We start from the raw sequence: 26,507 nt of genomic DNA, 5'->3' as shown, positions 1-26,507 counted from the left end.
GAGCCGGACCACTGCGTTGACCGCCGGTTTCGGCGGCGGGGAGGAAGCATGACCGACACACTCGGGCCCGCCCGGCCGGCACCAGATGCCGACAGCCCCGCAGCCCCGGCCAAGAGTCTCCTGACGCAGCGCAACTTCGTGATCTTCTGGCTGGGGCAGACGGTGTCGAAGGTCGGCAACGGCGCCTACCAGGTAGCACTGGGCTGGTCCGTGTATGAGCTGAGCGGATCGGCGGCCGCCATGGGCGTGGTCCTGGCGCTCAATTTCCTCCCCCAGGTCGTCCTCGCTCTGGTCGGCGGTGCGGTGGCCGACCGCCTCTCCCGGCGCACGGTGGTCCTCGTCGCCGATAGCGCGGCTGCTTTGGTCGTCGGCGTACTTGCCCTGTCAGCCGCCACGAACCGGCTGTCCCTGCCTCTGCTGATGACGGCCGCGCTGCTCCTGGGCACCATCAGCGCGTTCTACACTCCCGCGTATGCGGCCATGAACCGGGAACTGCTCACCGAGAACGATTTCCGGAAGGCGAACTCGGTCTTCAGCGCGTCCGGGAGCCTCGCCCGCCTGGCCGGACCCCTGCTGGCCGGGGTCAGTTTCGGGATCGGCGGCGCCGCTTTCGTTTTCACCCTGAACGCGGTGTCCTTCGGTGTCGCCGCCCTCGCCATGGCCGCGACGAAGACCGCGTCCCGCACGACGGTGACACCGATGCAGGGCATCTGGCCCGAGCTCAGCGCCGGCCTGGCCTACACCCGGCGGACGCGCTGGCTCTCCCTGATTATCGCGATCTCCCTCGTCGCGAACATCCTCTGCCTCGCCCCCTACTCCGTGCTGCTGCCCGCTCTTGTACGCCAGGCCGGTGCGGGGGTTGGAACGCTGGGGCTGCTCAGCGCCGTCGAGATCGCCATCGTGCTCCTCGGGGCGGTGGTGATCGGCCGTATGCGGGGAATCAAGGCCGGCACCGCCCTGCTGGTCCTCGGCGCCTCACTCGGGCTCGGGTCCCTCGTCCTGGGCTCACTCGGTGGTCACCTCGTCATGCTGTTCGCCGGGGCGATGCTGTTCGGCGCGGGGCTCTCCTTCGACGTCATCGAGAACACCCTGCTGCAGAACCTGGTTCCCGAGCACCTGCTCTCCCGCGTCTACAGCGTGAACATGGCCCTGTCCTATTCGCTGCTGCCGTTGGGATACCTCTTCTCAGGACTGCTGGCCCGTCACATGGGGCCGTCGCTCGTTCTCACCGTCGGCGGCGTCCTCATGCTGATCGTCTGTGGATGTGCAGCTCTGCTGCCGTCGATGAAGCAGCTGGACACCGTCCGCTGCTGAGTCCGCCGCACGACCGGACCAGCCCTGCCCACACAGCCCCGGGTCGTCGCTGCCCCTGGCCGTCATCCGAGGGCTCTTCCCGACAGCCCATCTCTGTCCGTCTTCTCGGAGGAACACCGATCATGCATCGCCTCATCGAGGTGCCCGGCGGCACCGCCGATTCGTACACCGCGGCCGACGCCACTGCCGCCTCGAACCAGAACCTGCCGGCTGCCATCGTCACGCAGGCCGCGCTCCATCCCGAGCGCCCTGCCGTGCTGTACGAGAACAAGCAGGTCACCTACCGCCAGCTCGTGAACCGCGCGCGCCACCTCGCCGTTCAGCTGCTCGAGGCCGGTGCGGGCAGGGAGACAACGGTTGCTGTCTGCCTCTCTCGCGGCCCGGACCTGGTGGTGGCGATCCTGGGGGTGTGGCTCGCTGGTGGTGCCTGCCTGATGATGGACCCGGCGGCACCGCCGTTGCGCCGCGAGCACATGCTTCGCGACAGCGGAACACGCATCGCCATCACCCAGCCCGACCTGGGCGGCGTCTTCCCGTCCTCGTGCACACTCCTGTTCCCGCAGGACTGCACCGCCGCCGATGCCACCGATGAGTCCGGCGGCATCGTCACGGATATCAAAGCCAATGATCTCGCCTACGTCATCTACACCTCCGGCACCACCGGCCTGCCGAAGGGAGTGATGGTCGAACACGCCGCGGTGTCCGCCATGGCGGACAGCATGGAGCGGTCCCTGAACGCAGACGCGAGCCAGGCCCAGGAGGTACGGCGGGTGGCGCTCAACGGCGGCACCAGCGCCGACCCCTTCTTCGCGGATTTCGCCAACCTCGCCTATGGCCGGACCCTCGTCGTCGTCGATGAGCAGACCCGGCGCGATCCCGAGCGTCTGGGACGGCTGCTCGCGGAGCATCAGGTCGACCTGTTCGACGGAACCCCGACACAGATCCGTGCGCTCCTGCTCGCCTGCGGTGTCGAGGCCCTGGCATCACTGCGCGTCCTGATCCTCGGCAGTGAGCCGACCGACCAAGAGCTCTGGCGGCAGCTGCGCTCCCTCACCCATTTGCGGGCCTACAACTACTACGGACCCACCGAGACCACCGTCTACGTCACGGGCGCGGCCCTGGCCCAGCGCCCTGACCCGGTGATCGGCACCGCGCTGCCCGGCAACCGCATCTGGATCGTCGACCAGGAGCTGCGCCCCGTTCCTGCCGGGCAGACCGGGGAGATCTGTGTCACCGGGCCGCAGCTCGCCCGCGGCTACCTCAACGCCGGACCTGCTGAACAGGCCCGGTTCACCACCCTGCAGACCACGGATGCCGCCACACCACTGCGGGCGTACCGCACCGGAGACCGGGGCCGGTACAACGCCGCAGGTCAGATCGAGTTCCTGGGACGGTTCGACAATCAGGTTTCGATCCATGGTCACCGCGTCGAACTGGGAGAAATCGACGCGGCCCTGCGCTCCTGCCCCGGAGTGGGCAACACCGCTGTGGCGCTGAACGGCGACAGCGAGGCGACAGTGCTCACGGCCTGGGTGGTTCTCGACAAGGGCGTCTCCACTGACGAGGTCCGCGCGACGCTGGCCAGCAGTCTGCCCCCGCACATGCTGCCGCGGCTGATCCCGGTGTCCACGATCCCCATGAGCCTGGCGGGCAAGGCTGACATCCATACCTTGTCCACGGCCGCCACCACGCCCCCGGCTCCGCCCGCCCGGCACGACGAGCTGCGTGACACGTTGCACGCTTTGTGGAGCACAACGCTGAGCGTGACCAGAATCGAACCCGCAGATGATTTCTTCGCTCTCGGCGGCGACTCCCTCAAAGCCACCAAGATGATCATGGCCGCCCGGCAGCAGCTCAGGCTCGCCCTGCCCATACGCACCATCTTCGACCACCCCCGGTTCGAGGAGTTCCACCAGGCCATCGACCGGGCAACCGTGCAAGCGCCAGAGCCCCGCGTCGCCGCTTCGAGCCGGTGAACGGAATGTCGATGACGACTCTGACATCCGGCGCACCCCCGATGACCCCCGACTGGGAACGCATCGCGCTCGGCCACGGCCTCGGCATCCCCGCCGCCATCGGAGGCGACTTGACCCCCGAGTCCGTCCTGAACGCGCATCTGCGAGGCGTCTTCTGCCTGCCACGCTCCGCGCCGGAAGACATCGCCGACAACGAAGCCACCTACAGCCCCGACGTGCAAGCCGGTGACATCCCGCTCCTCGCCTCCACCACCAACCCCTACAGCACCCTGTGGTGGTCCCCGCCCACGCGCTACGTCCTCCCGACCAGCGAGGTCACCCTTGGACGCACCGTTCGCCGAACGATCCGCGCCCATCACTGGACGACCAGCGTGAACGAGGACTTCGAAGGCGTACTTGAAGCCTGCCGGGGCTCCCGTAAACCCCGCTGGATCACCCCGGCGCTGACCGACTCCCTCCACGTCCTCCACGACCAGGGCTGGATCCACAGCATCGAGGTCTGGGAAGACAACCACTTGATCGGCGGTCTGTTCGGCTTCGCACTGCACAAGGTCTTCGTCATGTCCTCCGCCTTCCACACCAGACCCGACGCCGCCAAGATCGCCATCGCGGATCTCGCCCGCCGCACCACAGCGGGCAGCATTCGGCTACTGGACGCACAGGTGAAAACCGACTACACGCTCCGCCTCGGCGCGCGCGGCATACCCCGCGACGAATATCAGCAGTGGCTCACACCCGCACAACCGGAACCCGGGCGTCTGACCACAGGCCGAGAACACGCCGGCTGCCTTCTGCCAGCCCCGGCACCCGCTGCGCTCCTTCCTCAGCCTGAACATGCTGATGGCGGCCACGCCGTGCACCAGACCCAGCGCAATTCCCAGGCCGAAGTGTCTGAGGCCGCGTGCCTTGCTTCTTCTCAGCCCGCCCACCGTAAGGGACAGACGTGATCTTCTTCCTTGGCCTCGTCGCAGTTGGTGTACTCCTGCGGCAGGCAGACCGCTGGTGGCATGCCCGCCAACGCCCCCGGACCGCAGCCCTGCCCGCTCTGATGCGACTGCAACGCCAGCAGGCCAACAACGTCACCCCCGTGCTCCTCCTCATCGGCGAGTGGATACAGATCGTCGGGCTGTGGGGCATCGCTGCCACAGGCGGCCCTCTGGGCTGGCTCTGCGCCGCGCTGGGAGTCGCCGTCGCCTTCCGCCATCTCCAGGAGATCAGCCACTTCGCCGTCCACGGAGCCCTGACCCGTTCCCCCCGCCTGGGCAACCTGCTCGCCGAGGTTGCGGTCCACCACCCTCTGGGATTTGTACCGGTGCCGGTCCGCCGGAAGAGGCACGTGCGTGACCACCATCCCAACGCCACCCTGGCCGGCACCGACCCGAACCTCGAGGAACTCCGAGTAGCCGGGATGAACCCGGGCAGTACCCGGCTCCAGTTCATCACCGCTCTCGTCTATCCGTTGACCCCCCGCGGTCTGCGCACCACTCTGACCGGCCTCGGGGCCAACCTCTCCCAGCACTCCGGCCTCTGGCACCGGGCAGGCGCGATCGGTCTGGTGCTGGGAGCGGCCTACATAGTCGGCGGCTGGCCCGCCGTACTCTGCGGCGTCCTGCTCCCGCGCCTCCTGCTCTATCCGCAGCTCGCCTGGCTCAGCCTCGTCAACGAACACACCTGGTTCGACCCCGACTCACGGACCGGCTCACCGGCCTGGGTCGAAGCCGGGCGCTGCCTGCGCCTGTATCCGCGCAACCGGGCCCTGGCCGCCTTCGCCGCGACGACCTGGCTTCCCTACGGCGACCTGCATCACTACGCACACTCCGCCCATCCTGCGGTGCGCTGGAACTACCTGCCAGCGCTGGAACGTCACCTCACCGCACCGCACTTCACCCCCGACGGCCTGTTCCTGGGGATGGACTCAGTGGTTCGCCGCCACCACCAGGCCCTCACCCGTCCGCCCGCCGCCGACAACGATCGGGCTGGCCGCGAACCGCTCCGCGCCGTGTAGCAGCACCGGCCCCTGAAACGGAGCACAGCTACAGCAAGCCGGCCGACTCGCCGAGACCGGCCTTGAGCTGTGCCGGGCCCGATCACCGCGCTCCGCCACCACTGCGCCCGGCAGCCGATATCAGGCTCCGAGCGCGGCCGGTGGCAGGGTGATGTCGTAGGTGATGTCCCAGCGGTCCGCGGGGACCAGGAGGTCGGCGGTCTCGACCGGGCGGCCGGTGGTGTCGTAGTGGGTGCGCTCGATCAGGGTGGCCTGGGCTCCGGCGGCGATGCCGAGGAGCTGCGCCTGGTCGCGGCCGGCGTGGACCGGCCGGGGCCGCTCGACCACTCGCGCGACGGTGATGCCGAGCTGTGCCATGCGGGCGGTGACGCCGTGTCCGGCGTAGGGGCCGCCCTCGGGCAGGACCACGAGGGTGCCGGCGGTGACGGTCATCGGTTCCCAGCTGGTGGCCAGCATTACCGGGAGCCGGTCGGTGAGGAACTCGTACGCGGTGCGGACGCACAGTTCGCCGGCTTCCACGCCGAGGCGGGCGGCGATGGCGGGCGGGGCGGGGACCTTGGCGGTGCTGTCCGCCTCCCAGGTGCCGGTGAAGCCGGCCGGAGCCGGACCGCGTCCGGCGTCTGCCGTTGCGGGCTGCGGGATGCGCGGCAGTACGCGGCGTTCGAACGGGGCGCGGACGTAGGTTCCCGCCCCGGGCCGGCCTTCCAGGATGTTCTGGGAGATGAGGAGTTCCTGCGCGCGGCGGATCACGTTCTCTCCGACGCCGAACTGGTCGCCCAGCTCGGTACGGGAGGGGAGGCGGTCGCCCGGGGCCCAGCTTCCGTCGGCGATGCGCTCCTGGATCACGGCTGCCACCCGCAGGTAGGGAGCAGCCTTATCCGAGCTGCCGTCAGCCATGCCACTCCTCAACGGTGTTGCTGACCCGGCGTCGCCCGGGCGGGCGGCCGCCCGGCCGGGTACGGGTTGACAATCTAGTCCACTAGCTGGAAGCTAGTTAACTTGATTCACTTTGCGTAATCGACGTTGAGCGAATGCGAGTCCCGTGAGCTACGACCGCCAGACCGCCGAGATCTGCTCAGCGGTCGCCCAGCTCACCGCCCTGACCGGACACGAACCCCGCGTCATCGCCGAAAGAGGCGCCGTCCGCGTCGAAACCGACCTCACCGACGCCCTGGTCATCCGCTGGCTCCACCTGCTCGCGGTCCTGGACTTAGGCGCCACCTACGGACTGCGGAGCGCCGACGGCCACCAGGTCGCCTGGCTCCGCTTCGAGTTACGGAAGACCCGCCCATGACACGCCGCCCGCCGCACCCGTTCGCCAAAGGCCACGGAGCCAGGAACGACTTCATCGTCCTGCCCGACCCGGACAACCGCCTCCGGCTCACCGAAGACCTGGTGAGAAGCCTGTGCGACCGGCGCACCGGCATCGGCGCCGACGGCATCCTGCGCGCCGTCCACACCACCACCCTGACCGCGGCCACCGACGCGGGCCGGGAAGCCGAGTGGTTCATGGACTACCGCAACCCCGACGGCAGCACCGGCACCACATGCGGCAACGGCATCCGCGTCCTGGCCCGCTACCTCGTCGACACCGGCCTGTGCCCGCCCGGCGCCCTGCCCATCGCCACCCGCGCCGGAACCCGGCACGTCCACGTCCCCCACCCCAGCCCCCGCTTCCACGGCGACGTCACCGTCAACATGGGACGACCCGAACTGCCCGGCCCCGACACAATCACCGTCACCGCCGCCGGACGCACCTGGCCCGCACTCCACGTCGACATGGGCAACCCCCACGCCGTCGTACTCCCCGGCGACCTCGACCACGCGGGCCCGCTGACCACCGCCCCCACTGTGACACCCGAAGAAGCCTTCCCCCACGGCGTCAGCGTCGGCTTCGCCGTCCCCCAGCGCCCCGGCCACATCGCCCTGCGCGTCCACGAACGCGGCGCCGGAGAAACCCCCTCCTGCGGAACCGGCGCCTGCGCAGCCGTCACCGCCCTCCGCCACGCCGACCCGGCGGACAGCGCCGACAGCTACCTCGTCCACGCCCCCGGAGGTCGCCTCCGCGTCGCCGTCCTCCCCGACAACACCCTCTACCTCACCGGGCCCGCCGCCATCACCACCCACGGAACCCTCCACCTCCCCGCCCTCCGAACCGATCCGACCCCCAACATCACGACTGCAGCATGAACCACGCACCGCCCACCACACGTTGAGAACCACCTTCCCGCCGGGAACGACGGATCAGCGGATACACGTGATGCCACACCGGTAAGGTGCCACCCAAAGCACCCGACTGCTCGGTCGCTCCACCCCGCAATCGCGGGGATGTCCCCCGGATGTCCGGACGCCACCAGGGCCTGTCGAGTTCCGCCCCGCGACTGCGGGGATGCCCCTCTCTCGCTGCGCCCGCGCGTCCCGCACTCCGCCCCGCGACCGCAGGGATGCTCCGGGCGACCGGATCGGTGACCCGTTCCTCACCAGCTCCGCCCCGCGCCTGCGGGGATGCTCCGGCAACGACCTCGGCGGCTCCGAGTAGGGCGAGTTCCGCCCCGCGCTGCGGGGATGCCCCTCCGGTCCGGTGCGGCCGGGCGCCGGTGAACGCCGTCCTGTGATCGCGGGACACTCCCCGGCGGACATGCAGACCCCCCAAGGCGCCGCCATCCGCCCCGCGACCGAGCCCTGGTGTAGGCGCGTCCGGCTGCCGCTCCCGTACCGGTCGTCGGCGTCACTATCCACACATGAGAAGTCCGGTGGTCGAATTCATGGCGTCGGCGCAGCCGACAGGCTGAACACGAAGTCGACGGAGATGTTACTTGTTGATCAGAGCTGCGACAGCGATGATACCGCCGACGATGCTGGCAAGCTCGGCAAAGATCGTGAGGACTGGGCGCCTGACTTCGTCAGGCTTCGCCTCCTCCAACCAGTCCCAGATAAAACCGCCAATGATCAGGCCGACGAGGATGGCGCCAGGCCTGAATCCCTCTGACCAGAGGAAGGACATAACCATCCCGGTAATAAAGCAAAATACCAAGGCTAATGATTCCCGATCAGTCATTCCATCTCTCCCCCAGCCAAGTGGCAAGCGCTCCAAATTGTGCCAAACGAACGACTACCGCGGGCCCCTTTTCAGGACCTTCGTCGCGTCGACGGCGACCAGAGGGACGTAACACGATCGGCCACGCCTCGCGCCTGCGGAGATGCTCCTTTAGCCCTGCTGCGCTGCCACCAGGAGAGCCCAGCTCTGCCCCGCGATCGCGGGGATTGAGATCTACTGATTGCGCCTTTGACGCGTATCTCGGCTGAACCCCTGGAAAAGCTGCCGTGCCTAGACAGCGACGGGTGTTTGCTGTCGCTGGGTGGACGCGCATCATTCCTGGCCCGGCGGCCCGGCGTGGCGCGCCCCGAGGTCGCTCCGGGGATGGAAGGTTGGGGGCTGTGGGGCCGTCCCGTTCTGTTCCCGGAGTGCTCGGGGCGCCCGGTGTGGCAGACGAGGTCAGATATGCACCGCCGGGTTCCCCGGGGCGCGGGGCGGGCCTCACCCCCCGTCACCGCGGCCTGGCTCCGCCGTCGTCGGTCCACTGGGGGTATCGCTCCGGGGGTATCGCTTACGGGCTGACGGTCCGGCCGTCCCGCCGACGCCGACGAGTCACGAGATTCAGGAGGGGCCGTGTACGACGATCCCACCGGGGAGGAAGAGTCCGAGTCCGGTACGCTCCACCGGCGCCCGGACGGAGTGAGTGACGCGACGGTGAGGGCGCTGGGCGCGTTGTCGGAGGCGCTGGAGACCGTGGAGCGGGCGCGGGGCAGCCTCTACACCTTCCACCAGCTGACCGGCGGCGCCGACCTGAGGCTCGACGAAGCGCTCGAGGAACTCCGTGCTGCGGGCCATGACGCCCAGGCCGACCTGCTGGAGCGGGAGATCGTCGGCCGCAACGTCATCCCCGGCCACTGGACCTACCAGATCATCGAGGCGTACAACACCCACTACTACCGGCCCTTCACCGACGTCGAGGCCCGTATCCGGCAGGAACTGGCAAAGGGCCGGGAGCATGTGTACGAGGCGGAGATGAAACAGGCCCGCCGCACCCCGGAACATCCCGCCCACACACCCGGCCCCTGACAGCTTTCACGCGGTCTTCTTCGGTCTGCGGGCCGTGGTCTTCTTCCCGGCGGCGGTCTTCGTCGCGCCGCTCTTGGCGGTGGCGGTCTTGCGCGGCGGTGTCTTCTTCTTCGTGGTTCGCCGGGGCAGGTCGTGGACGGTCGCCTCGGCCTCCAAAGGCTCGCCGCGCTGTTCCCGGGCTTTCTCGACGGAGGCGTTGAGGGCGGCCATGAGGTCGACGACCTGCCCGGCCAGCTCCGCCTCGGGGGCCTGGGCGGGGGCGGCTGCCCGGCCCTTGGATTTGGCGGGGATCAGGTTTTCCAGGGCTTCGCGGTAGTGGTCGCGGTAGCCGGAGGCGTCGTCGGCGGCCATCGTGTCCATCAGCGCGAGCGCACGGTCGACCTCGTCCTCGTCCAGCTCAGTCTTTGGCGGGGCCAGGGAGGCGGGGGAGCGGACCTCGTCGGGCCATTTCAGGGCGTGGAGCACGATGGCGTCACCCCGCACGCGCAGCAGGCCGAGGCGTTCGCGGCCGTGCCAGGCGAACTTCGCGACGGCGGCCTTCTCACTGCGGTCCAGGGCACGGCGCAGGAGGACGTACGGTTTGGCGGCGACCTGGCCGTCAGCGGCAAGGTAGTAGGAGTCGCTGATCCGGACCGGGTCGATGGAGCCGGCGGGGACGAACGCGGCGATCTCGATCGCCTTCGCCGTCGGCAGCGGCAGCTCGTCCAGCTCCTCGTCGGTGAGCGGCACGACCTCGTCCGCGGAGACCTCGTAGCCCTTGCCGATCTCGTCCTGCCGCAGGACCCGCCCGTCCAGCTCGCACACCTTGCGGGTCCTGATCCGGCCCATGTCCGCCACGTGGTACTGATGGAACCGGATACTGCGGTCCTCGGTCGCCGTCAGGACCTTGACCGGGATGGTGACCAGGCCGAAGCTGATCGCCCCCGCCCACACAGGACGCGGCACCACCACCTCCCAACGGGCGACGGGCACCCCCACCGGCCAGCCTACGACCGCAACGAACGCACCGCCCCGGGACGAAACGGTGCCGCGCGACGCCTACGCCCGGCAGCTCGGCCAGCTCGCCAAGCAGCCACCAGCCCTGAACCCCCGTCCGCCGCCAGCAGCCCTGCGGCGACCGCGGCCGGACACCCCGGGAGCCGGGCTCGGCATCTGCCCGGTGCTTCGGCGGGCGCGTGCCGACAGGGCCGCTGTCCCTGTACGCCCGGTGGCTGCGGGCTGCCGCCCACGGGCGGGGATCGGCGGTGAGGGCGGGGGTTCAGCTCGGTGGTTGGGGGTCGAGGAGGGCGCCGAGAGAGTCGGGCAGCCGGGTGCGCAGCAGGTCGCGTTCGGTGGGGGTGAGTGTGTCGGCGAGGGTGGACAGGACGGCGTGGATGTCCCATCGGGGGGTACGGGGGCGGCGTCCGGTGTGACGGTCGACCCGTTCGCAGAACGTGTCGGCGTCCAGGTTCTCGGGTTCGTTGCCGCTGGCGGCCCGCAGGGTACCGGCCGGGCGGTCGGGCAGCTGGGTGGCGAGGCGGTAGGCGTCATGGGGGCCGAGATGCTGCCCGAGGACGGCGAGAACCGCATGACTGACGACGGCGGCCTCCTCCCGGCCGTTGTACTCGCCCCGTTCGCGCACCGCGTCCAGAAAGGCGTTGTCCGGCATCCGGGGGGCTCCTCTGTTCGGCGGGGCTCTGGGCACTCCTGCGAAGGACAGCCTGAATACCTCGGCAGCAGTTGCCGGATCCGGTAGGCCCGGCGCCATAGGAATGCCTCTCCCAGCCGCTCGCTCAGGTACGGCGGGAGCGGGATTTCCGGGGTGCGTCGGAATGGCTGGAGTATTGCTGCGGTCGGCTACTCATTTCGCTGCGATGTGCCGGTTCAGGTGAATACCGTGACACGCTGCTCGAAGCCGTGCAACGGGGACACCGGACGGGCCGCGAACCCCTGGCGAACCGCCCGGTGTCCGGGTTGTTGCTGGTCGGGTGGCGGCGAAGGAGACGGCGCGTGGCCGGGGTGCGGGATCCCGTGAGGTTTGCGAGGGTGGAGCAGGGGCAGACGCGCTTTTACCAACTTCGGAATACCGGACTACGAAGTGCGCCCCGCGCATCAGCCGGGGTCCGTCGTTTAATTACCTTGCCCTGAATCGCGCCCCGGAATTTAGGAGCGGTCTCATGAGTGCATCCCGCGTTTCTCACCGTGCCCGTATCCGTACCCATGACGACGCGCCGGACACCGAAGCCGCGTTCCACCGCCTGGCCCGCCTCCCCCGGGGGCCGGAGCGGGAGCGGATCCGGGAGGAGGTGACACGGGCGTGGCTGCCGATGGCCTACCGGATCGCGTCCCGCTACCGCGGTAAGGGTGAGTCGATCGATGATCTGCGGCAGGTCGCCGCGCTGGCCCTGGTGAAGGCGGTGGACCGCTACGAACCCGGCCGCGGAAAGGCCTTCGAGGCCTACGCGGTCCCCACCATCACCGGCGAGGTCCGGCGCCACTTCCGTGACTACTCCTGGTCCGTCCACGTCCCCCGCAGCGTCCAGGAAATACGCAACAACGTACGGATCGCCTACCGCGAACTCTCGGACCAGGGCCGCGAACCGGCCGTCGCGGAACTGGCCCGGCGTACCGGGCTGTCCGAGGGCGAGGTCCGCAAAGGGCTGGAGGCCCTGCACTGCCACAGCGCGCTCTCCCTCGACGCCCCCACCGACCAGACCACCGAAGGCGAGCCACCTCCGTCCCTCGCCTCGACGGTCGGCACCCCGGACCCGCGGTTCGACACCGTGATCGACCGCGAGGCCGTCCGCCCGCTGATCGCCCGCCTGCCCGACCGCGAACGCCGCATCCTCTACCACCGCTACTTCCACGACATGACCCAGAAGGAGATCGCCGCCGAGTTCGGCATCACCCAGGTCCACGTCTCCCGCATCCTGGCCACCACCTGCGCAAACCTCCGCCGCCGCGCCACGGCCGACGCATGACCCCCCTCCCGCCCGCCCGCCTCACCCACCGCACCCTCTTCACCAGCGGCCCGGGACCCGGCACCGAAACAGCCCGCATCTACCTCGGCGGAGAACTCGACCTCACCACCGGCCCCGACCTCATCACCGCCGTCACCATGAACCTGACCCTCCAACCCCGCTCCCTGCGCATCGACCTCACCGGCCTCGACTTCATGGACAGCGCCGGACTGCGCCACCTCGAGCACGCGGCCGAGCTGGCGGCCCGGGCCGGGACGGAGCTGGTCCTGTGCGGCATCCCCCGCCCCCTCGTCCGCCGGCTCCTCGCACACACCCGTACCCCTCTCCGAACGCCCCTTCGCCGCCTCGCGACACCACCGGTCCGGCCGGCCTCCGGACCTGTACCGGCCCCTGTTCGCGGAGTCGGAACAGGACAGGCGCCACCCAGGCCGAGGCCGAGACGACGACGGGCGCGGGCGGGCCGGGCTTGGTGGACACGCATCATTCGCTGACGACCTGGCGAACCGGCGTGGCGCACTCCGGGTCCCGCTCCGTGGGTGGGATGTTGGGGGTTGCGGGGCCGTCCCGTTCTGTTCCCGGAGTGCTCCGGGAAACCGGCGTGGCAGACAAGGTCAGACAAGCACCGCCGGACTCCCGGGCGCGGGGCGGCCCCGTCCCCTGCCCGGGGCCGCCCCGCAGCCGCTGGCGCTGGCCCCGGCAATCGGGCACGGCGGGCGAGCCGCCGGGAGCGGTTACCTCTTGGGCTCCGGGCCGGTCGTGCCGGGGTGGGGGCGGCGGAGGGCGAAGGGTGTTTTGGTGCCGTCGAGGTGCCGGTCGTCGGTGAGCTGGCGCATGACGGTGTTGAGCAAAGATCCGGTGGTGTCCGGCGGCCACAACCCCGCGGCGTTCCAGAAGTGGCGCCAGCTCGGCCCGTGCCCGTGCATTTCCCAGTAGGCATCGATCCAGTCCAGCGCCCGCTCGCGCCAGGCGGGGTCTCCGGTCAGCTGCCGGGCGCGCTCCCGGATCGTGCCGGTGGACTTCCACCACAGGTGTCCGTCCCCGGGCCCGAGCGCTCGGGTGAGGATCTCCAGCCCCGCCGCGGCGGTGGTCTCCGGACACAGAGGGCACCGGACCGCCCGGTCGATCGACTCCCGCACCGCCACTGCCCGGTCCCGCCGGACGGCGGCCCGGTCCCTGATTCCTGTCGTACTCACGAAGACCCAGCCTGACCAGACCGATAGCCGGGCTCAAGGAGCCACGCGGACAGAGTGCCCGCAACGCGGGCCCGGAAGCCGACCGTCGGCCGCCGGGGCGTGACCGGTGCGTTGGCTGGTCGTTGGGCGGGGTGCGCGCAGGCCGCCCCCCGTGGCCTGCGCGCGTGGTCCCGGGAACGGGCGGTGCGGCGTGGGCCCACATCGCCCTCCCGGAACCCGGCCGATCCGGCCTCGCCGACGAAGGCCACAACGGCCGGGATACTCCAGGACAGGCGCATCCCCGCCCCACACCTCCCAGCAGCTCTGCGATGGTTCACCTCGCGCCCTGGCCCATCCCGGCCTGGAGAAGGGCGGGTACGGACGTCGCCACGCCCGTACCCGCCACCTCGTCTCCGCCCACCGTGCCGGGACCCGCCGGGGAGGAGCACCGGCAGACCCGCGCCGGACCCGACGCGCGGAGCGGGCCGACGCCGCGCCCAGCCGTGGAAACACCCACGGATTTCTCAGCGCCCCACACCCAAGGAACGCCGACGACGCGACCGCGGAACAACCACCTGGGGGCTCGGGATGCCCGCCACGGCCCACCTGCTCACTGCCCCGCATTGAGAACCGCGACGCCGGTGCGCCACCCCACGCCCCCGCCCACGCAACCAACGACCCTCCGCACCGCCCGGAGCGCCCCCTCGAACGACCCACCGGAACCCGTCGTCCGGCCACAGCCCCGCCCCGTCCCGTAGGTGATCACCCTGGTCCCCGCCGGTAGGGTGCTGCCCGCAGCATCTGAACAAAAACAACCATGATCATCAGCAACACCCCAGGTCACCAAGCCTCCGCCCCGCGTCGGCGGGGATGCTCCTCGTGTGGGTCGTCAGCTTCGGAGACGTCATGGCTCCGCCCCGCGTCGGCGGGGATGCTCCCATCCAGATCCCTCCAGGGCTGTAAGCGTGGATCTCCGCCCGGCGAACGCGGGGGCGTTCTCCTGCCGTACACCCGCTGGCCGGGCGTTCAGCCGTGTCCCGGTTTCAAAAATTGGCCCTCATATGAGGTGCGGTTTTCGAAACCGGCCTTTGCGGGGCGTCGGACTCGCGGGGAGGCGCGTCTCGTCTCGAGCTTGCCGTGCCGCCCGGCCGCCCGCGGCCGCCGCGTGGCTACGGATTCGGCCGGAGGGTGACCGGTGGGCCGTTGGTGGGTGTGCGCATGCTGCCATCCGCAGGTGGTGCGGCGTGGGCCCACGGCGCCCCTGCCCGGGGCCCGGCCTGCGGGTCCATGACGCAGACCCCACCGGTGGCGTTCAGCTCGGCCCGTCCGGAGCGGTCCGCCGCCCGGCGGTCACCCCGGCGGTCGGCCCGACGCTGCGAGTGTGCGGGCGGTTTCCTTCAGCGCTACCCGGGCGGCGGGGTTTCCCAGAAGGGGTGGGCGGCGATCCGGGCGGTACGCGGCGGCGCCGGTGCCGCTGGAGGCCGTGTGTGCGAGGTGCCCGTACGTGATGTGCCAGGCGACCTGGCTTTCCAGAAGGTCGGTGGGGAAGGTGTCGTCTGCCATGAGAACGTCAGTTGCTCTGCCACGTGAAGTGCTGGTGGCTTGTGTGGGGTCAGTCAGGGTGATGTCTCGGGCGCAGCGCGGGTGAGGGGTTCGGGGTCTCCGTACAGGGCGGCGTGCAGGGCGGCGGCCAGTTCGCGGGCGCGGTCTTCGGTCTCTACGTCGTGGAGCACGAAGTAGACCGGGCCGGCGGAGGAGTCGGGGCGAACCTGGCGGGTGCGGATCAGGTGGATGACCGCCTCGCGCACGGCCTCGTACACCGCGCTGTCGATGGTGTGCTGGGGAGCGGTGAGCGCGTCGGCCTTCACCGTCCATCGCGGACCCTGGCTCTCCACGGCGACGAACAGCACCCGCTGCTGCTTGGCCGCCCGGTATGCGGTTTCGAAGGCGTCCAGGCCGGTGGCGTCCGGGACCCGGTCGGCGGGGCAGGGCATGGGCAGCGGCTCCATGAGGAGCATCCTCTCAGGACTCGGGATGCGCTGTGCGTCGGTGGTGGCCGTGTCCTTGCGGGCAGGGCGGGCGTTGAGACGGGTGACGCGTGCACTGGTCATGAGCCTTCACGGCCTGTGCGGTCGGCGGCCCCGATTCCCGCCCGGCGTCGGGGCCGCGTCAGTTCCCCTGAGGCACACGAAGGTCCCCCTGCCGGTCGGGTCTTGGTCGCAGGGCTCGCGCGGACCGGTGCCGGCACCTGTCTGCTGTGCCCGCCTGCGGCGGAGGCCGGCCGGGCTGCTGTTGCTGCGCCCGGGGCGGGGGTCAGGGGGGTGTGAGGGTGTCGAGCCGGGCGGCGAGGTCGGGGTGAGCGGTGGCCAGGTGGGGGCGGGTGGCGGTCAGGGGGGCGAGGAGGTCGGCGGGGTCGTCGTGGGCGAGTGCCGTGTGGAGCTCGCTGAGCGGGTGGCGGGCGGCGGGGGGAAGGTCGGTGAGTGCGGTGATCTGGCCGGCGAGGCGGCGCAGGTCTGCCGCGTTGTCGCGGGCCCAGGCGGCGGTGGTGCGGTGGGCGGCGCGGGCCTGGCGGGTGGCTGTCACGCGCTGTTCGCCGGTGGTTCCGGCGGGTCCGGGGCGGCCTCGTAGGTAGCGGCGTTCGGCGGCCTGGCGGCTGGCGACGCCGAGGGGGTGGGCGAGGTCGGCCCAGCTGGCGCCCGCGTCGCGGGCGGTTTCGATCAGGCCGGTCTCCCATCCGGCGAGCTGCTCGCGGACCTGCCGCAGCAGCGACAGGGAGGCCAGGGCCTGTTCCGGGCCCGGCCCGGTCCCGGGCGGGGTACCAGCCTGGTGATGGGCTTCGCGCAGGGCGTCGTCTATGGCGTTGAGGGCCGCTGCGGCGGCGAGGAACGAAGCCGGACTGTGGGTGTCGGTGCTGGTCGTGGGCGGCTCCTCGGCTGCGGTCACGGGCACCTCCCTCGGGTTGTCATCGTGTTGACGACATCATGTTTGTCATCCATTGGATGACATGTTACAACGGTGTCAGTGCAGCGCATTGGCAGCAACTGCCTACGACCCGCTGGAGGTGTTTCACGATGTTGATGCGCACTGACCCCTTCCGTGAGCTGGACCGCCTCGCGCAGCAGCTGATGGGCCCGGGTACCTGGTCGAAGCCCTCGGCGATGCCGATGGACGCCTACCGCGAGGGCGACCAGTACGTGGTGGCCTTCGACCTTCCCGGTGTCACCGCGGACGCGATCGACATCGACGTCGAGCGGAACATGCTGACCGTCAAGGCCGAGCGCCGGCCGGTGGCGAAGGCCGACGACGTGCAGATGGAACTGTCCGAGCGGCCGCTGGGCGTCTTCTCCCGCCAGATCGTGCTCGCCGACACCCTGGACACCGAGCACATCCGGGCCGACTACGACGCAGGCGTGCTCACCCTGCGCATCCCGATCGCCGAGCGCGCCAAGCCCCGCAAGATCTCCATCGGCGCCGGCGCCGGCCACCAGGAGATCTCCGGCTGACACCGGCCGGGAGACGGTGCGGAGGACGGGCACCTGATCTCCCCCTCACCCGCCCTCCGCCCCCCTGCGGACATTCCGAGAAGAGAACGGGGTGGCGGTCGAGATGACCCTGCGACGCGAAGCGTTCCTCGATCGTGTGAAGGAACGCGGCGAGTACGGCACCGTGGAGGAAGCCGAGCGCGCGGCCCGCGTGGTGCTCGCCCTGCTCGGCGCGCACCTGGTCGGCGAAGTCCGCGTCCAGCTCGCGGCCCGCCTGCCGGACGAGTTCGCCCTGATCCTCCTCAACCCGCTCCAGAGCGCCGAGCCGCTGACCCCGGAGCGGTTCCTGCGGGCGACCGCGGCCTGGATCGAGGGCGCCACCGAACGGACTGCGACGTGGGACGTCAGCGCCGTGCTGTCCACCGTCGCCGACACCGCCGGCGACGACCTGCTGGGGCAGATCCTGCTCCAGCTCCCGGTCGGCTACGACCTTCTCTTCGGCCGCCCCCAACCCACCTGACCCGACCCCGGTGCCACGACACCGTTTCCACGAAAGGCATGCACCGAAAGTGTTCACCGACGTGCGCGTACCGCTTGAGCAGCAGCAGTCGTACTCCACGGCGTACCAGCAGATGCTGGAAAGGGTCCGCTACGAAGGCGCCTACCCCACCCGTGAGCGGGCCGAGGAAGCCGTCCGCCTGGTCCTTTCGGGGCTTGGGCGTCAGCTGACCGGGGACGAACGCGTCGACCTGGCCGCCCGGCTGCCCCTGGAGGCCGCACGTGCCCTGACCGCGCAGATCCCCGACACCCAGCCGCTGAGCGGGTGGGATTTCGTCAAGGACCTCGCCGCCCGTTCCGGCGCCTCCCTGGCCACCACCCGCTGGGACACCGGTTCCGTCTTGGCTGTCGTCGCCGCCCACGCCGGATCCGACCTCATCACCCGCATCCTGAACCAGCTGCCCACCGGCTGGGCCCTGCTGTTCGGCCAAGCCGAACTCAACCCCGCCGCATAGCCCCGGGCGGTGTCCTGCCGGCCCGGCGGTGCCCGGAGCGCGGTCTGCTCCTGGCCGGTCAACGGCGCAGGTCTTCGTCGAGCCGGCGGTGCAGCAGCAAGAGGGCTTCGGTGTCGCCGACGTCGGCCAGCCGGTAGAGCAGGGTGCGGATCGCCGGGTCGTCGCCGGCGCGGACGGCCGCCACGATGTGCTCGATCAGCCGCGCTGCCTCGCAGGGTGCTGCTGCCGGACCGGACGGGGCCCAACCACGGCCGCCCGGTCCGGCAGCGGGGGATGCGGCCCTGTGGGGGCCGGTGGTCGTCACCGGTTCAACGCTCCTGCCCGGACTCGGTCACCTGTCGGCGGCTCGATGACGACGCCGAACTCGTACAGGCCGATCTCCAGCACGTCGTCCGTGGTTGCCGCGGAGGTCCGCTTGAGCTTGTCATTTATGGTCCGGCGTCGAACGCGGCTCGAACTTGATCCGCGTTTTCGCAGTTCAGCGGACACGTAGGCGGCCTTCGTCTGATCCTGTGCTCCGTCACAGAGTGGATCAGCACGAAGGCCGTGGTCGTGAGTTTGGTGCATCAGGGCGTCCTGCGGGACGCGTTCGCGGAAGTGTCACACTTCCGGTCGGAGCTGTACTCGTGTCTGACCGCGCGGGGCGACGCGTTGTTCGAGTTGTGCGACGCGCTGCTGTGCACGGACGGGCCGGTACGGACGTTGGTCGATCTCGCGCTTGCGCCGGAACACCGTCGTGGTCATGGAGCTCTGTACGGAGGGCTCAACCAGGGGCGGATCGATGTCGCCCGGCTGCGTCGTGCCCTGGCCGGGGTGCCGTTGCCGAGGGCGGCGGACGGTCGGCTCGTGCTGGCGGTGGATGTCTCGCCGTGGCCGCGGCCGGACGCCAACACGTGTGCTGACCGGGCCTTTTGCCACACCTTCGGACGGGGTGAGGGCAAGCATCAGATGGTGCCCGGCTGGCCGTACTCGGTCGTGGCTGCGCTGGAGAGTGGCCGCACGTCCTGGACTGCGGTGCTGGACGCGGTCCGCCTTCAGCCCGGCGCCGACGTCGCCGCGGTGACCGCGGCACAGATCCGCGAAGTCGTCGAGCGGCTGGTCGCCGCCGGTCAGTGGAGGCCGGGTGATCCGGAGGTCCTGGTCGTGCTGGACGCGGGATACGACGCTCCGCGCATCGCCCACCTGCTGGACGGCTTGCCCGTCGAGATCCTCGGCCGGCTCCGGTCCGATCGCGTGATGCGGCGTCCGACGCCCTCCCGCGAAGAGTTCCACCTGGCCAACCCCAAAGGCGGCCGGCCGCCCAAGCACGGCGGAGAGTTCGTCTTCGGCGACCCCGCAACCTGGGGCACCGAGCAGGCCCTGACGGCCACGGACACCCGGCTCTACGGGAAGGCGACCGCGCAGGCGTGGGACCGACTGCACCCGCGACTGACCCGCCGGGCCGCGTGGCTCGACCACGACGGCCCGCTGCCCGTCATCGAGGGCACCGTCGTCCGGCTGGTCGTGGAGAAGCTGCCCAGCGGCGGGGTCAACAAGCCGGTCTGGCTGTGGTGGTCGCGCACCGGCGCCACCGAGGCGGACGTCGACCGCTGCTGGCATTCCTTCCTCCGCCGCTTCGACATCGAGCACACCTTCCGCCTGTTCAAGCAGACGCTCGGCTGGACCAAGCCCCGGCTCCGCAGCTCGGAAGCGGCCGACCGGTGGACCTGGCTGATGATCGCCGCCTACACCCAGCTCCGGCTCGCGCGCCCGCTGGCCACCGACCTCCGCAGGCCCTGGGAGAAGCCGACCGAGCCGAACAAACTGACACCCGCCCGCGTCCGCAGAGGGTTCAGGAACCTGCACGCGAAGACCGGCTCTCCAGCCGGTGCACCGAAACCTTCCCGGCCCGGCCCGGGAAGGCCGCCCGGCTCGAAGAACCGCCGGCCCGCCACCCGGCACGACGTGGGCAGAGTCCTCGCCACCGGCGAGGCATACAGCCGACCCGCCCACCACAAGGTGGGGACGAAACCCCGGCGAACTGGATAAATGACAAGTTGAGAACCTGTTTTCAAGCCCAGTGTCCGTTGTCGGGGTCCTTGCTGACAGCGTTCTGGTGGGTGGTTGCGACGTGTGCGGCCCCCTGACCTGTTCGGTCAGGGGGCCGCAGGGAGTGCTTGGTGGGGATCAGCTGGGCTGGTCGCCGGTGTAGCGGAAGATTTCGCCGGCGGTGTTGATGTGCCAGGCGGTGCCGTCGGCGCCGGCGGCGATGTCGGTGGCGGCGCCGGGAATCTTGACCCAGGGGTTGGCTCCGCTGGCGTCGTTGTTGGTGTACCGGTAGATGCTGCCGCCCGGGTCGACGCCCCACACGTTCGTACGCGAGCCGACCGCGATCCGCTTCAGGCTTCCGTTGACGTCGGCCCACGGGTCGGAGGGGTCCTGGTCCCCGGTGTACCGGTAGATCCGGTTGCTGCTGTTGACCCCCCAGACGGTGCCGTCCGCCGCCGCGCCGATGTCGCTGAGCGAGCCGGGGATCTTGAGCCACGGGTTGGCGTCGTGGTTGGTGTACCGGTAGATGCTGCCAGCGGAATCGACGCCCCACACGTTGGTCCGGGATCCGGCGTCGATGCGGACCAGGCTGCCGTTGATGCCCAGCCAGTTCGTCGTGGACTGGTCTCCGGTGTACCGGTAGATCTGGTTGCCGCTGTTGACGCCCCACACGGTGCCGTCGGCCGCGGCTCCGATGTCGCTCAGGCCTCCCGGGATGTTGATCCAGGGGCTTCCGTCGTAGTTCGTGTAGTGGTAGATCGCGCTCGCCGCGTTCACACCCCACACCGTCGTCCTGGACCCCGCCGAGATGGCCGAGAGACTTCCCGAAACCTTCACCCAGTCCGCCATGATGCAATCACCTTTCCTTGACCGGTACTTGGCGCCCATCCTGAGTGAACTGGAAGGGTCGAAGAGGGCCGCGACTGCTTGCCCTGGTGCCGAACCAGCCGGAAAGAGCCGGTTTCAGTTCCTGCCGCCTTGCTGGCCAGCGGTGGAGGCGTCCCGGTTGCCGAGGCTTCGACCGGAAGCTCTGTCACTCCCATCGGGGATGGACACGAGAACCGGCTCGTGCATTGCTGAGACTGCACTGCTGGGCAGCCTGCCGCACCTGCGTCAGACCCGCTGAGCAGACTCGGAGGGCTTCTCCGCCTGCCGGATATGTGGGTGTTTCATCCTGGCAAGGCGCCTGGTCATCAGGGTGATCGCTGCCCAGGTGATGAGGCTTTCGGAGTGCTGGACGAGGCGCTCGTAGTCTCTTGCGTGGCTGGTTCGCCCAGGCGCTCGCCACCCGGACCAGCTGCTACTCCGACCCGGGCACTCTCGAAGCCCGGCTCGGCCGTCTCTCCGACAGCGTCACGGCCCGCGCCGAGCTCCTGGCCGCGCTCGCCGCCGCCGGTACGCCGGTCCGTGACGAGGAGGCGCCGTTCGCCGGGCTCCTGATGGGGCCGACCCGGACGCGGTCACCGACCTCGCCCACTGGTTCACCACCGCCCTCACCGACCGCGCCCGCAGCACGGACGGCGGTACGCCGTAAACGGCGGCGCGCCGTTAGCGGTCTGGACGGAGCACTCCGCGATCGGGCGCCATTCCGGTAGGAGGAGCTCCTCGCCGACGGCACGGTCATCATCTGGGCGGGGCCCCCGGTCGGCGAACCGCTCGACGCCCTCCTTCTGGGAGGTAACGTTTCGTGCCCTCCCAGACCGCCGCGGAGCTGGGAGGTGACCTGGGAGGTGAGGGTGCCCGCGACCTCCCAGGTGGGATATTTTGTCCGTTTTCTCTCAGGGTGGGCTAGGAGGTAGACCCCCTGTTTCGCCTGGTCAACGCGTTCCGTGTGGAGCTGGGAGGAACCGAGAGCCGGGTGCCTCTGACCTCTGACAGATGATCTTGACCGGTTGTCAGGCGATATTGACCGGCGCGGTCGAGCCGCCTGTCGGTACGGTCAGCCCATGGAAGACCTGCCCGAGAGTGTGGACCGCTACATCCTGGACCACCGGATCGTCCTGGCGCTCAAGGCGATCAAGGACGCGTCCGGCTGCACGCTCCATGAAGCGATCGACATCTTCGGGGTCCGATACGAGGAGCTCCGCCGCGCCCGGCCGCAGGACTTCCAGGTGAGCCGCGAGGAGTACGGGCGGGGGGTGCACTCCTGACCTGTCGTCTTCCCGCCGGTCAAACTCACCCGGCAAACGGTCAAGATCATCTGTCAGAGGTCAGCCTCTCCGGCGCCATGCTGACTCACAGTAACTGTCACGCCGCCCGGGCGCGGGTGCGAAAAGTGTCACGGCCCGTTCGGCCTGCCCCGCTGTCTCCGTGTTCTGGTGCTCTGAGGCCGGGCCAGAGGGGCTCTCCCCGGGGGAGCGTGACAGCGTGACACCTCGGGAAGGACGCCCCTGCGCCGTTACGGACCGTCCCGGCGCTGGCGGTCCGCGGATTGGCTGCGCCACCGGTGGTGCCCGGTGGAGAATCATCCGGGTGAGTACCGAGACCGCGGCCGGCCGCGGTCTACGCCCGCGCCCGCAGTCCACTTGGGCCGCCTCGGCGCACCGTGCCGGGAGAAGGCGACGCACGCCTTCCGGGCCAACGACGGCGGCCGGTACGCCGTCTGCGCCAGCCACACCATCGGGGCCCGCGGCTAGATCATCGGCGGCTAGGTCCCGCCCGGCCTTCCCGCCTGACCGCACGGAGAGCAGATTCGTGGACGAGTCCGAGTACCCCCTGAACGTCATCGTGGACAAGATCCGCTACTTCCTCGACCAGGCGGGGCTCCTCGACGCCGCCGAGTTCGAGGAGTTCGAAGACGACGTCACCGAGCTCGCCCGGGGCATCATCAGCGAGGTCGAGACCTCCTTCGGTATGTGACCCCGGACTCCACCCCAGCCCGGCCCGCCAGCCCGTGAACGGCCCCCCTGGGCCGGGCTCACCACGCCGGGCTCCGTACAGCCACAAGGTGGGCCGAAAGAGACCCGGCGGGCCGAGGGGCCGGGCATAGTGCCGGGGTGACCATCACTCCAGAGCTGCTCGCCTTACCAGCCCGCCGCCGACGCCACGCGCGGTTCATCGCCGCCCTCACCACGATGATCGGAGCCTGCGCGTCGTCCGCCGGCGACGTGTACGGCCCGATCGCCGAGGTGGACCCCGGACAGGACGCCGTGTCCGTCTCCCTGCTCCAGTGCTTCCAGCTCAGCCTGTCCGCGCACCTTCTGCTGGACCGGGCGGTGGAGGAGGACGCGGCCCGCTGGCCGGAGGGCATCCGGACCGCTCGGGCCGCGCCCCGCCGTACGTTCGCCGCCAGGTGCGCCGAGTACGGGGCGCAGCGGGCGGTGAAAGGGGGCGCTCCGGTGCCTCGGTCCGTCGGCGCGGTCCCGGCACACAAAGTGCCGTCCGAGGGCCGGGCACTGTTCGAGGTCGGGACCCTGGTCTGCGAGCGGTGGACGGACGACCCGCAACAGGCCATCGCCCGGGTGGGGGAAGCCGTCGCCGACGGCGGGTTCACCGCGGACGAGATCCTCGACGAGGCCGCCGACTGCGCGGTGACGGTCGGACTGCTGACGCTGGACGGCGCGCGGGGACAGAGCGATCCGAGCATGGCGGCGGAGCACTGCCTCCTGGCCGTCCGGCACTTCGCCGTCGCGGTCGCCCTAACCAGCGCCGACCTCGAAATCGACACCCCACACCACCAAGCCCACTTCAGGAAGGCTGACCGCCGGGCCACCCGGAGCAGGTAGCCGGCCACGCCACCGACCCCGCCGATCCAGCCCGCTAAGCGCTGGACGACCCCGCCTTCGACCAGGAGCAGCAGCACGGCCTGGTGCATCGGTCGCTGCTCCTGGTGCTGCTCTTCGTGGTGGTGCCGGGCAAGCAGCGCTGCTCTGGTAGCCGGGGTGCTGCGTGGTGCCGGAGAGCGTTGACACTACGACTCCTCGGCCCGGGCGGAACAAGGGCGCTGCTCGTGCAGCAGGTCGCTGCTCCTGGTCCTGCTGCCCGGCTGCTGCCCGTGAACCATCAGAAAGGCGCTGCACCCGGGGCGCAGCGCCTTCATGTCGGGCAAAGCCGTCGGGTCAGGAAACAGCTTTCAGGTTCTGGCGGCGTTTGGCGTCCTCGCGGCGTCGCCGCTTCTCGGCGAGCTGGTCCCTGTACACGGTGACGGCGGTGCGGTAGTGCTCCACGAAGCCGGGCGAGTTCAGGCGCTCGTTCTTCGGCATCGCTTTGACGGCGGCGACGGCGTCCTCGGGGGAAAGGTAGGCGGCAAGCATGGGGTTGAGCTGGTAGACGCCAGCCCGCTTCTTCTTCACCAGCTGCGCCAGGTCGAGGTCGCGGAGCGCCGCGTTCACGGCGGCCCTGCTGAGGCTGAGCATCTGGGCGAGGGTGTTCTGGTCGACCTCGATACGCCCGCCCGGCTCGCTGTGGGCGCGCATCTTCAGCAGCACTCGGTAGGCCGCGGGCAACAGGTCCAGATCGGCGACGACCCCTTCCGCGTTCACTGCGGCGAAATGCAGACCACTCACTGCTCGGCCCCCTTCTCCTTCTGATGCGCCCGCTCCAAGCGGCGCTCAGCACGCATTTTCGCCCGTTCCTCGCGCATCCGCTCGATCTCCTGGCGCATCCGCTCCAGCGAGGGGAAGCGGACCAGGTCGGGCAGGCTCTCGTCGGACCGGATCTTGCTAATGGTCTCGTGCTGGTCGACCCGGATGTACCGCGCCTCCACGGTCTCTGTTCCGGGGATGAACTCGGCCACCCGGTACGAGTACGGCGGGTTGAACTGGTAGACGCCGCGCTTCACCCGGAACACAATCCCATGACCCATGACTTCCTGCAGCGCCTCGTTCACCTTCGTGCGCGCGACGTCCAGGACGTGGGCCATCTCCTCCTGGGTCAGGGGGATCCGCCCGCCGGCCTTCTGACAGGCGATCATCAGCAGGATCAGCCGCAGCGGGAGCGCCTCGCGAAAGAACTGCGCGATGACGAGGAAGAACTCCAGGCTGTCCATGGAGAAGGCGTTCGGTTCGTCCGCCGGTCCATAGAACTCCAGAGGCTTGCGCTCGCCGTCGAGCGTGAGCTTGCGGCCCGGATAGGCGCGGGCTACATCGTCCAGGTCCTTGACTGGCCGTAGCGGCTGGTCCCAGGCATCGGTCGGATTGGGCAGCGGCAGCTTCGGCTGGGGCGCCCCCCGGGCGCTCGTACGGCGACGCTGCGGCTCTGTCGACACGAGGCTGCTCTCCAAGCTGTTGATCTACCAACCCTCAGCAGTATGTCACCTGCGCTTGACACTGATGTCACTTCGACACGACATGCCGGGGGAGTTGTGTCCCCCCTGGGGGGACACAACTCCCCTCACCCCGCCGGACGGTCCCCACTCCAGACACATCCACCGCCGATGTCACCTCTACTTGACACGTGACGCCAATCCGTGTCGCCTCCAGTTGACATTCAGAGTGTGATCTGCCCCCTCAGCCGGTACACATCTACCGAGATATGTCCCCCAGCCGGTACACATCTCGCAACGCGCAACGCTCTGACCTGCGGTTTCTTGGTCTTCGTATATATCAGTGGCTGAGGTCTGCCCCAACTGCCCGCAGGAACCCGTCGTGGCGCGCGCACCGATCTCCCAGACCGCGCTGTCCCGGTCGTGTGCAACCACCGGACCACCGGACCGCGGTCGCGGCGATCACCTGGCACCGCAACCCCTCCGGCGGCACGGGGGAGCCGGCCGGGAGCTGGAGATGGCGGAGTACCGCGTCGATCGCCTCGATCTGATGCGGGCGAAGCCCGTCATTCGACATCCGATGGCCCTTTCCGAGTACCGTACGGCGTGTGTTTCCAGCAGAATTATTCGGACCGAATTAATCGGCGGCGGTGGTAGTGAAGAAGCAATTCATCATTGATTCACCGGTGCCATTCGGTCACTCACGGGAGTGTCATTCCGGCGATTACCTGTGGCGGAATGACGCAGGTTCTTTTGGCGGCCGAGTCAGAGATGGGTGTCTGTGTTGTGGGACCAAGGTAGCGGATGCTCAAGGATGACGCACAGGACTTGGAGAGAGTGACAGGAAGTGTTCGGTACTGGTAGCATCAGCGATGCGGGATGGAGGGTTCAGGCCGCATCTGTTCTCGCTCGGGTCCGGTTTCACCCGCCCTGTCAAATCCCGTAAGCCCAGCCGTCTGACTCCACATCAGCCCCCGGGGTGGGGGTCCGTGTTGCGGGACCAAGCCAGCGTTCTCCCAGCTTTGACGCACCGATGCCGCCCACCCCCACCCGTCGCCAGCGCCTTCAGGGGACCGCGGAGCGGGCCCCGCATTCCGGTCGCGGAGCGATCCGGAAACCCTTTCACGCGGCGAAGCCCGCGTGAAAGAACTGGGCCACGGAGTGGACCAGAAGCCCGTATCGCGGAGCGATACGGGAAAGAGCCGCGTAGCGGCTCCGCGTCGTGTCTGCG

General features: G+C 69.8%; 29 protein-coding genes and 1 pseudogene. 17 read left to right on the top strand and 13 right to left on the bottom strand.

Annotation, left to right across the window (positions count from 1 at the left end; all coding sequences use genetic code 11):
• Positions 1-48: 48 nt before the first annotated feature.
• The 4 genes from AB0G74_RS16455 to AB0G74_RS16440 all read left to right on the top strand — a co-directional run bounded on the left by AB0G74_RS16455 (position 49) and on the right by AB0G74_RS16440 (position 5,295).
• Entirely contained in the window at positions 49-1,314 is a 1,266-nt protein-coding gene (locus tag AB0G74_RS16455) for an MFS transporter (protein WP_361146233.1), read from the top strand.
• A 122-nt stretch (positions 1,315-1,436) separates the two neighbouring features.
• The gene (locus AB0G74_RS16450; RefSeq protein ID WP_361146231.1) at positions 1,437-3,290 is read left to right on the top strand and encodes a non-ribosomal peptide synthetase; all 1,854 of its coding nucleotides are present in this window, start codon (positions 1,437-1,439) and stop codon (positions 3,288-3,290) included.
• Positions 3,291-3,301: 11 nt separating this feature from the next.
• The gene (locus AB0G74_RS16445; protein ID WP_361146228.1) at positions 3,302-4,237 is read left to right on the top strand and encodes a leucyl/phenylalanyl-tRNA--protein transferase; all 936 of its coding nucleotides are present in this window, start codon (positions 3,302-3,304) and stop codon (positions 4,235-4,237) included.
• Entirely contained in the window at positions 4,234-5,295 is a 1,062-nt protein-coding gene (locus AB0G74_RS16440; protein WP_361146225.1) for a dihydrouridine synthase, read from the top strand. The genes AB0G74_RS16445 and AB0G74_RS16440 overlap by 4 nt, the downstream gene beginning before the upstream one ends.
• 120 nt (positions 5,296-5,415) lie before the next feature.
• Here AB0G74_RS16440 and AB0G74_RS16435 read toward each other — a convergent pair whose 3' ends face one another.
• On the bottom strand, positions 5,416-6,192 hold the full coding sequence (locus tag AB0G74_RS16435; protein WP_361146223.1) for a GntR family transcriptional regulator: 777 nt from the start codon (positions 6,190-6,192) through the stop codon (positions 5,416-5,418).
• 145 nt (positions 6,193-6,337) lie between these two features.
• On the opposite strand from AB0G74_RS16435, the gene AB0G74_RS16430 reads away from it, so the two are divergent.
• On the top strand, positions 6,338-6,589 hold the full coding sequence (locus tag AB0G74_RS16430; protein ID WP_361146221.1) for a hypothetical protein: 252 nt from the start codon (positions 6,338-6,340) through the stop codon (positions 6,587-6,589).
• Positions 6,586-7,485 carry a diaminopimelate epimerase gene (dapF, locus tag AB0G74_RS16425; RefSeq protein ID WP_361146218.1) on the top strand — a complete coding sequence of 300 codons (900 nt, stop codon included), beginning with the start codon at positions 6,586-6,588 and terminating at the stop codon, positions 7,483-7,485. Before AB0G74_RS16430 ends, dapF begins: the two co-directional genes overlap by 4 nt.
• Before the next feature lie 622 nt (positions 7,486-8,107).
• On the opposite strand, the gene AB0G74_RS16420 is transcribed toward dapF, so the two are convergent.
• Entirely contained in the window at positions 8,108-8,353 is a 246-nt protein-coding gene (locus AB0G74_RS16420; protein WP_361146208.1) for a hypothetical protein, read from the bottom strand.
• 612 nt (positions 8,354-8,965) lie between these two features.
• Here AB0G74_RS16420 and AB0G74_RS16415 point away from each other — a divergent pair.
• Positions 8,966-9,418: a hypothetical protein gene (locus tag AB0G74_RS16415; protein WP_361146205.1), complete on the top strand. Its 453-nt coding sequence runs from the start codon at positions 8,966-8,968 to the stop codon at positions 9,416-9,418.
• Between the two features lie 6 nt (positions 9,419-9,424).
• Here the strand turns inward: AB0G74_RS16415 and AB0G74_RS16410 are convergent, their stop codons facing one another.
• Both AB0G74_RS16410 and AB0G74_RS16405 read right to left on the bottom strand, forming a co-directional pair.
• The gene (locus tag AB0G74_RS16410; RefSeq protein ID WP_361146202.1) at positions 9,425-10,363 is read right to left on the bottom strand and encodes a Ku protein; all 939 of its coding nucleotides are present in this window, start codon (positions 10,361-10,363) and stop codon (positions 9,425-9,427) included.
• A 313-nt stretch (positions 10,364-10,676) separates the two neighbouring features.
• Positions 10,677-11,066, bottom strand: a complete 390-nt coding sequence (locus AB0G74_RS16405) for a DUF2267 domain-containing protein (RefSeq protein ID WP_361146200.1) — start codon at positions 11,064-11,066, stop codon at positions 10,677-10,679.
• A gap of 508 nt (positions 11,067-11,574) precedes the next feature.
• Between AB0G74_RS16405 and AB0G74_RS16400 the strand changes: the two genes are divergently transcribed.
• Positions 11,575-12,378 (top strand): SigB/SigF/SigG family RNA polymerase sigma factor, encoded by an 804-nt coding sequence (locus tag AB0G74_RS16400; protein WP_361146197.1) that lies wholly within the window; start codon positions 11,575-11,577, stop codon positions 12,376-12,378.
• Positions 12,375-12,869 carry an STAS domain-containing protein gene (locus AB0G74_RS16395; protein WP_361146194.1) on the top strand — a complete coding sequence of 165 codons (495 nt, stop codon included), beginning with the start codon at positions 12,375-12,377 and terminating at the stop codon, positions 12,867-12,869. Before AB0G74_RS16400 ends, AB0G74_RS16395 begins: the two co-directional genes overlap by 4 nt.
• A 240-nt stretch (positions 12,870-13,109) precedes the next feature.
• On the opposite strand, the gene AB0G74_RS16390 is transcribed toward AB0G74_RS16395, so the two are convergent.
• From AB0G74_RS16390 to AB0G74_RS16380, 3 genes are all read right to left on the bottom strand, one after another.
• The gene (locus AB0G74_RS16390; RefSeq protein ID WP_361146192.1) at positions 13,110-13,571 is read right to left on the bottom strand and encodes a hypothetical protein; all 462 of its coding nucleotides are present in this window, start codon (positions 13,569-13,571) and stop codon (positions 13,110-13,112) included.
• 1,595 nt (positions 13,572-15,166) lie between these two features.
• Positions 15,167-15,559, bottom strand: coding sequence for a hypothetical protein (locus AB0G74_RS16385; protein WP_361146189.1), 393 nt, complete (start codon positions 15,557-15,559; stop codon positions 15,167-15,169).
• A 304-nt stretch (positions 15,560-15,863) separates the two neighbouring features.
• A complete protein-coding gene (locus tag AB0G74_RS16380) occupies positions 15,864-16,493 on the bottom strand; it encodes a type III effector protein (RefSeq protein ID WP_361146187.1) in 630 nt (209 codons plus the stop codon).
• Between the two features lie 128 nt (positions 16,494-16,621).
• On the opposite strand from AB0G74_RS16380, the gene AB0G74_RS16375 reads away from it, so the two are divergent.
• The 3 genes from AB0G74_RS16375 to AB0G74_RS16365 all read left to right on the top strand — a co-directional run bounded on the left by AB0G74_RS16375 (position 16,622) and on the right by AB0G74_RS16365 (position 18,045).
• The gene (locus AB0G74_RS16375) at positions 16,622-17,053 is read left to right on the top strand and encodes an Hsp20/alpha crystallin family protein (RefSeq protein WP_361146184.1); all 432 of its coding nucleotides are present in this window, start codon (positions 16,622-16,624) and stop codon (positions 17,051-17,053) included.
• A 103-nt stretch (positions 17,054-17,156) separates the two neighbouring features.
• Positions 17,157-17,552, top strand: coding sequence for a DUF2267 domain-containing protein (locus tag AB0G74_RS16370; protein WP_361146459.1), 396 nt, complete (start codon positions 17,157-17,159; stop codon positions 17,550-17,552).
• A 49-nt stretch (positions 17,553-17,601) separates the two neighbouring features.
• Positions 17,602-18,045, top strand: coding sequence for a DUF2267 domain-containing protein (locus tag AB0G74_RS16365; protein WP_361146182.1), 444 nt, complete (start codon positions 17,602-17,604; stop codon positions 18,043-18,045).
• A gap of 58 nt (positions 18,046-18,103) precedes the next feature.
• Here the strand turns inward: AB0G74_RS16365 and AB0G74_RS16360 are convergent, their stop codons facing one another.
• Entirely contained in the window at positions 18,104-18,349 is a 246-nt protein-coding gene (locus AB0G74_RS16360; RefSeq protein WP_361146179.1) for a hypothetical protein, read from the bottom strand.
• Between the two features lie 248 nt (positions 18,350-18,597).
• Here AB0G74_RS16360 and AB0G74_RS16355 point away from each other — a divergent pair, with 248 nt between their 5' ends.
• Positions 18,598-20,073, top strand: a complete 1,476-nt coding sequence (locus tag AB0G74_RS16355; RefSeq protein ID WP_361146177.1) for an NF041680 family putative transposase — start codon at positions 18,598-18,600, stop codon at positions 20,071-20,073.
• A gap of 138 nt (positions 20,074-20,211) precedes the next feature.
• Here the strand turns inward: AB0G74_RS16355 and AB0G74_RS16350 are convergent, their stop codons facing one another.
• Together AB0G74_RS16350 and AB0G74_RS16345 are read right to left on the bottom strand one after the other, a co-directional pair.
• Positions 20,212-20,922, bottom strand: a complete 711-nt coding sequence (locus tag AB0G74_RS16350; protein ID WP_361146174.1) for a tectonin domain-containing protein — start codon at positions 20,920-20,922, stop codon at positions 20,212-20,214.
• A 324-nt stretch (positions 20,923-21,246) separates the two neighbouring features.
• Positions 21,247-21,336 (bottom strand): annotated as a pseudogene (locus AB0G74_RS16345) (IS5/IS1182 family transposase); the annotation flags it as partial.
• A gap of 683 nt (positions 21,337-22,019) precedes the next feature.
• On the opposite strand from AB0G74_RS16345, the gene AB0G74_RS16340 reads away from it, so the two are divergent.
• From AB0G74_RS16340 to AB0G74_RS16330, 3 genes are all read left to right on the top strand, one after another.
• Positions 22,020-22,223: a hypothetical protein gene (locus AB0G74_RS16340; protein WP_361146172.1), complete on the top strand. Its 204-nt coding sequence runs from the start codon at positions 22,020-22,022 to the stop codon at positions 22,221-22,223.
• Between the two features lie 544 nt (positions 22,224-22,767).
• Entirely contained in the window at positions 22,768-22,932 is a 165-nt protein-coding gene (locus AB0G74_RS16335) for a hypothetical protein (RefSeq protein WP_361146169.1), read from the top strand.
• 137 nt (positions 22,933-23,069) lie between these two features.
• On the top strand, positions 23,070-23,798 hold the full coding sequence (locus AB0G74_RS16330) for a hypothetical protein (protein ID WP_361146166.1): 729 nt from the start codon (positions 23,070-23,072) through the stop codon (positions 23,796-23,798).
• A gap of 185 nt (positions 23,799-23,983) precedes the next feature.
• On the opposite strand, the gene AB0G74_RS16325 is transcribed toward AB0G74_RS16330, so the two are convergent.
• The 3 genes from AB0G74_RS16325 to AB0G74_RS16315 are packed head-to-tail and all read right to left on the bottom strand — an operon-like array spanning position 23,984 to position 25,294.
• Positions 23,984-24,121 carry a hypothetical protein gene (locus AB0G74_RS16325; protein ID WP_361146163.1) on the bottom strand — a complete coding sequence of 46 codons (138 nt, stop codon included), beginning with the start codon at positions 24,119-24,121 and terminating at the stop codon, positions 23,984-23,986.
• A gap of 10 nt (positions 24,122-24,131) precedes the next feature.
• Entirely contained in the window at positions 24,132-24,578 is a 447-nt protein-coding gene (locus AB0G74_RS16320; protein ID WP_361146160.1) for a helix-turn-helix domain-containing protein, read from the bottom strand.
• Positions 24,575-25,294, bottom strand: coding sequence for a hypothetical protein (locus AB0G74_RS16315; RefSeq protein ID WP_361146157.1), 720 nt, complete (start codon positions 25,292-25,294; stop codon positions 24,575-24,577). Before AB0G74_RS16315 ends, AB0G74_RS16320 begins: the two co-directional genes overlap by 4 nt.
• A 499-nt stretch (positions 25,295-25,793) precedes the next feature.
• Between AB0G74_RS16315 and AB0G74_RS16310 the strand changes: the two genes are divergently transcribed.
• Complete coding sequence (locus tag AB0G74_RS16310; protein ID WP_361146154.1) at positions 25,794-25,955, top strand: hypothetical protein; 162 nt, start codon at positions 25,794-25,796, stop codon at positions 25,953-25,955.
• Positions 25,956-26,507 lie beyond the last annotated feature (552 nt).

It is taken from the genome of Streptomyces sp. NPDC020875 (assembly GCF_040641415.1).
Taxonomy (GTDB): domain Bacteria; phylum Actinomycetota; class Actinomycetes; order Streptomycetales; family Streptomycetaceae; genus Streptomyces.
This window is presented reverse-complemented; position numbering and strand designations above follow the sequence as displayed.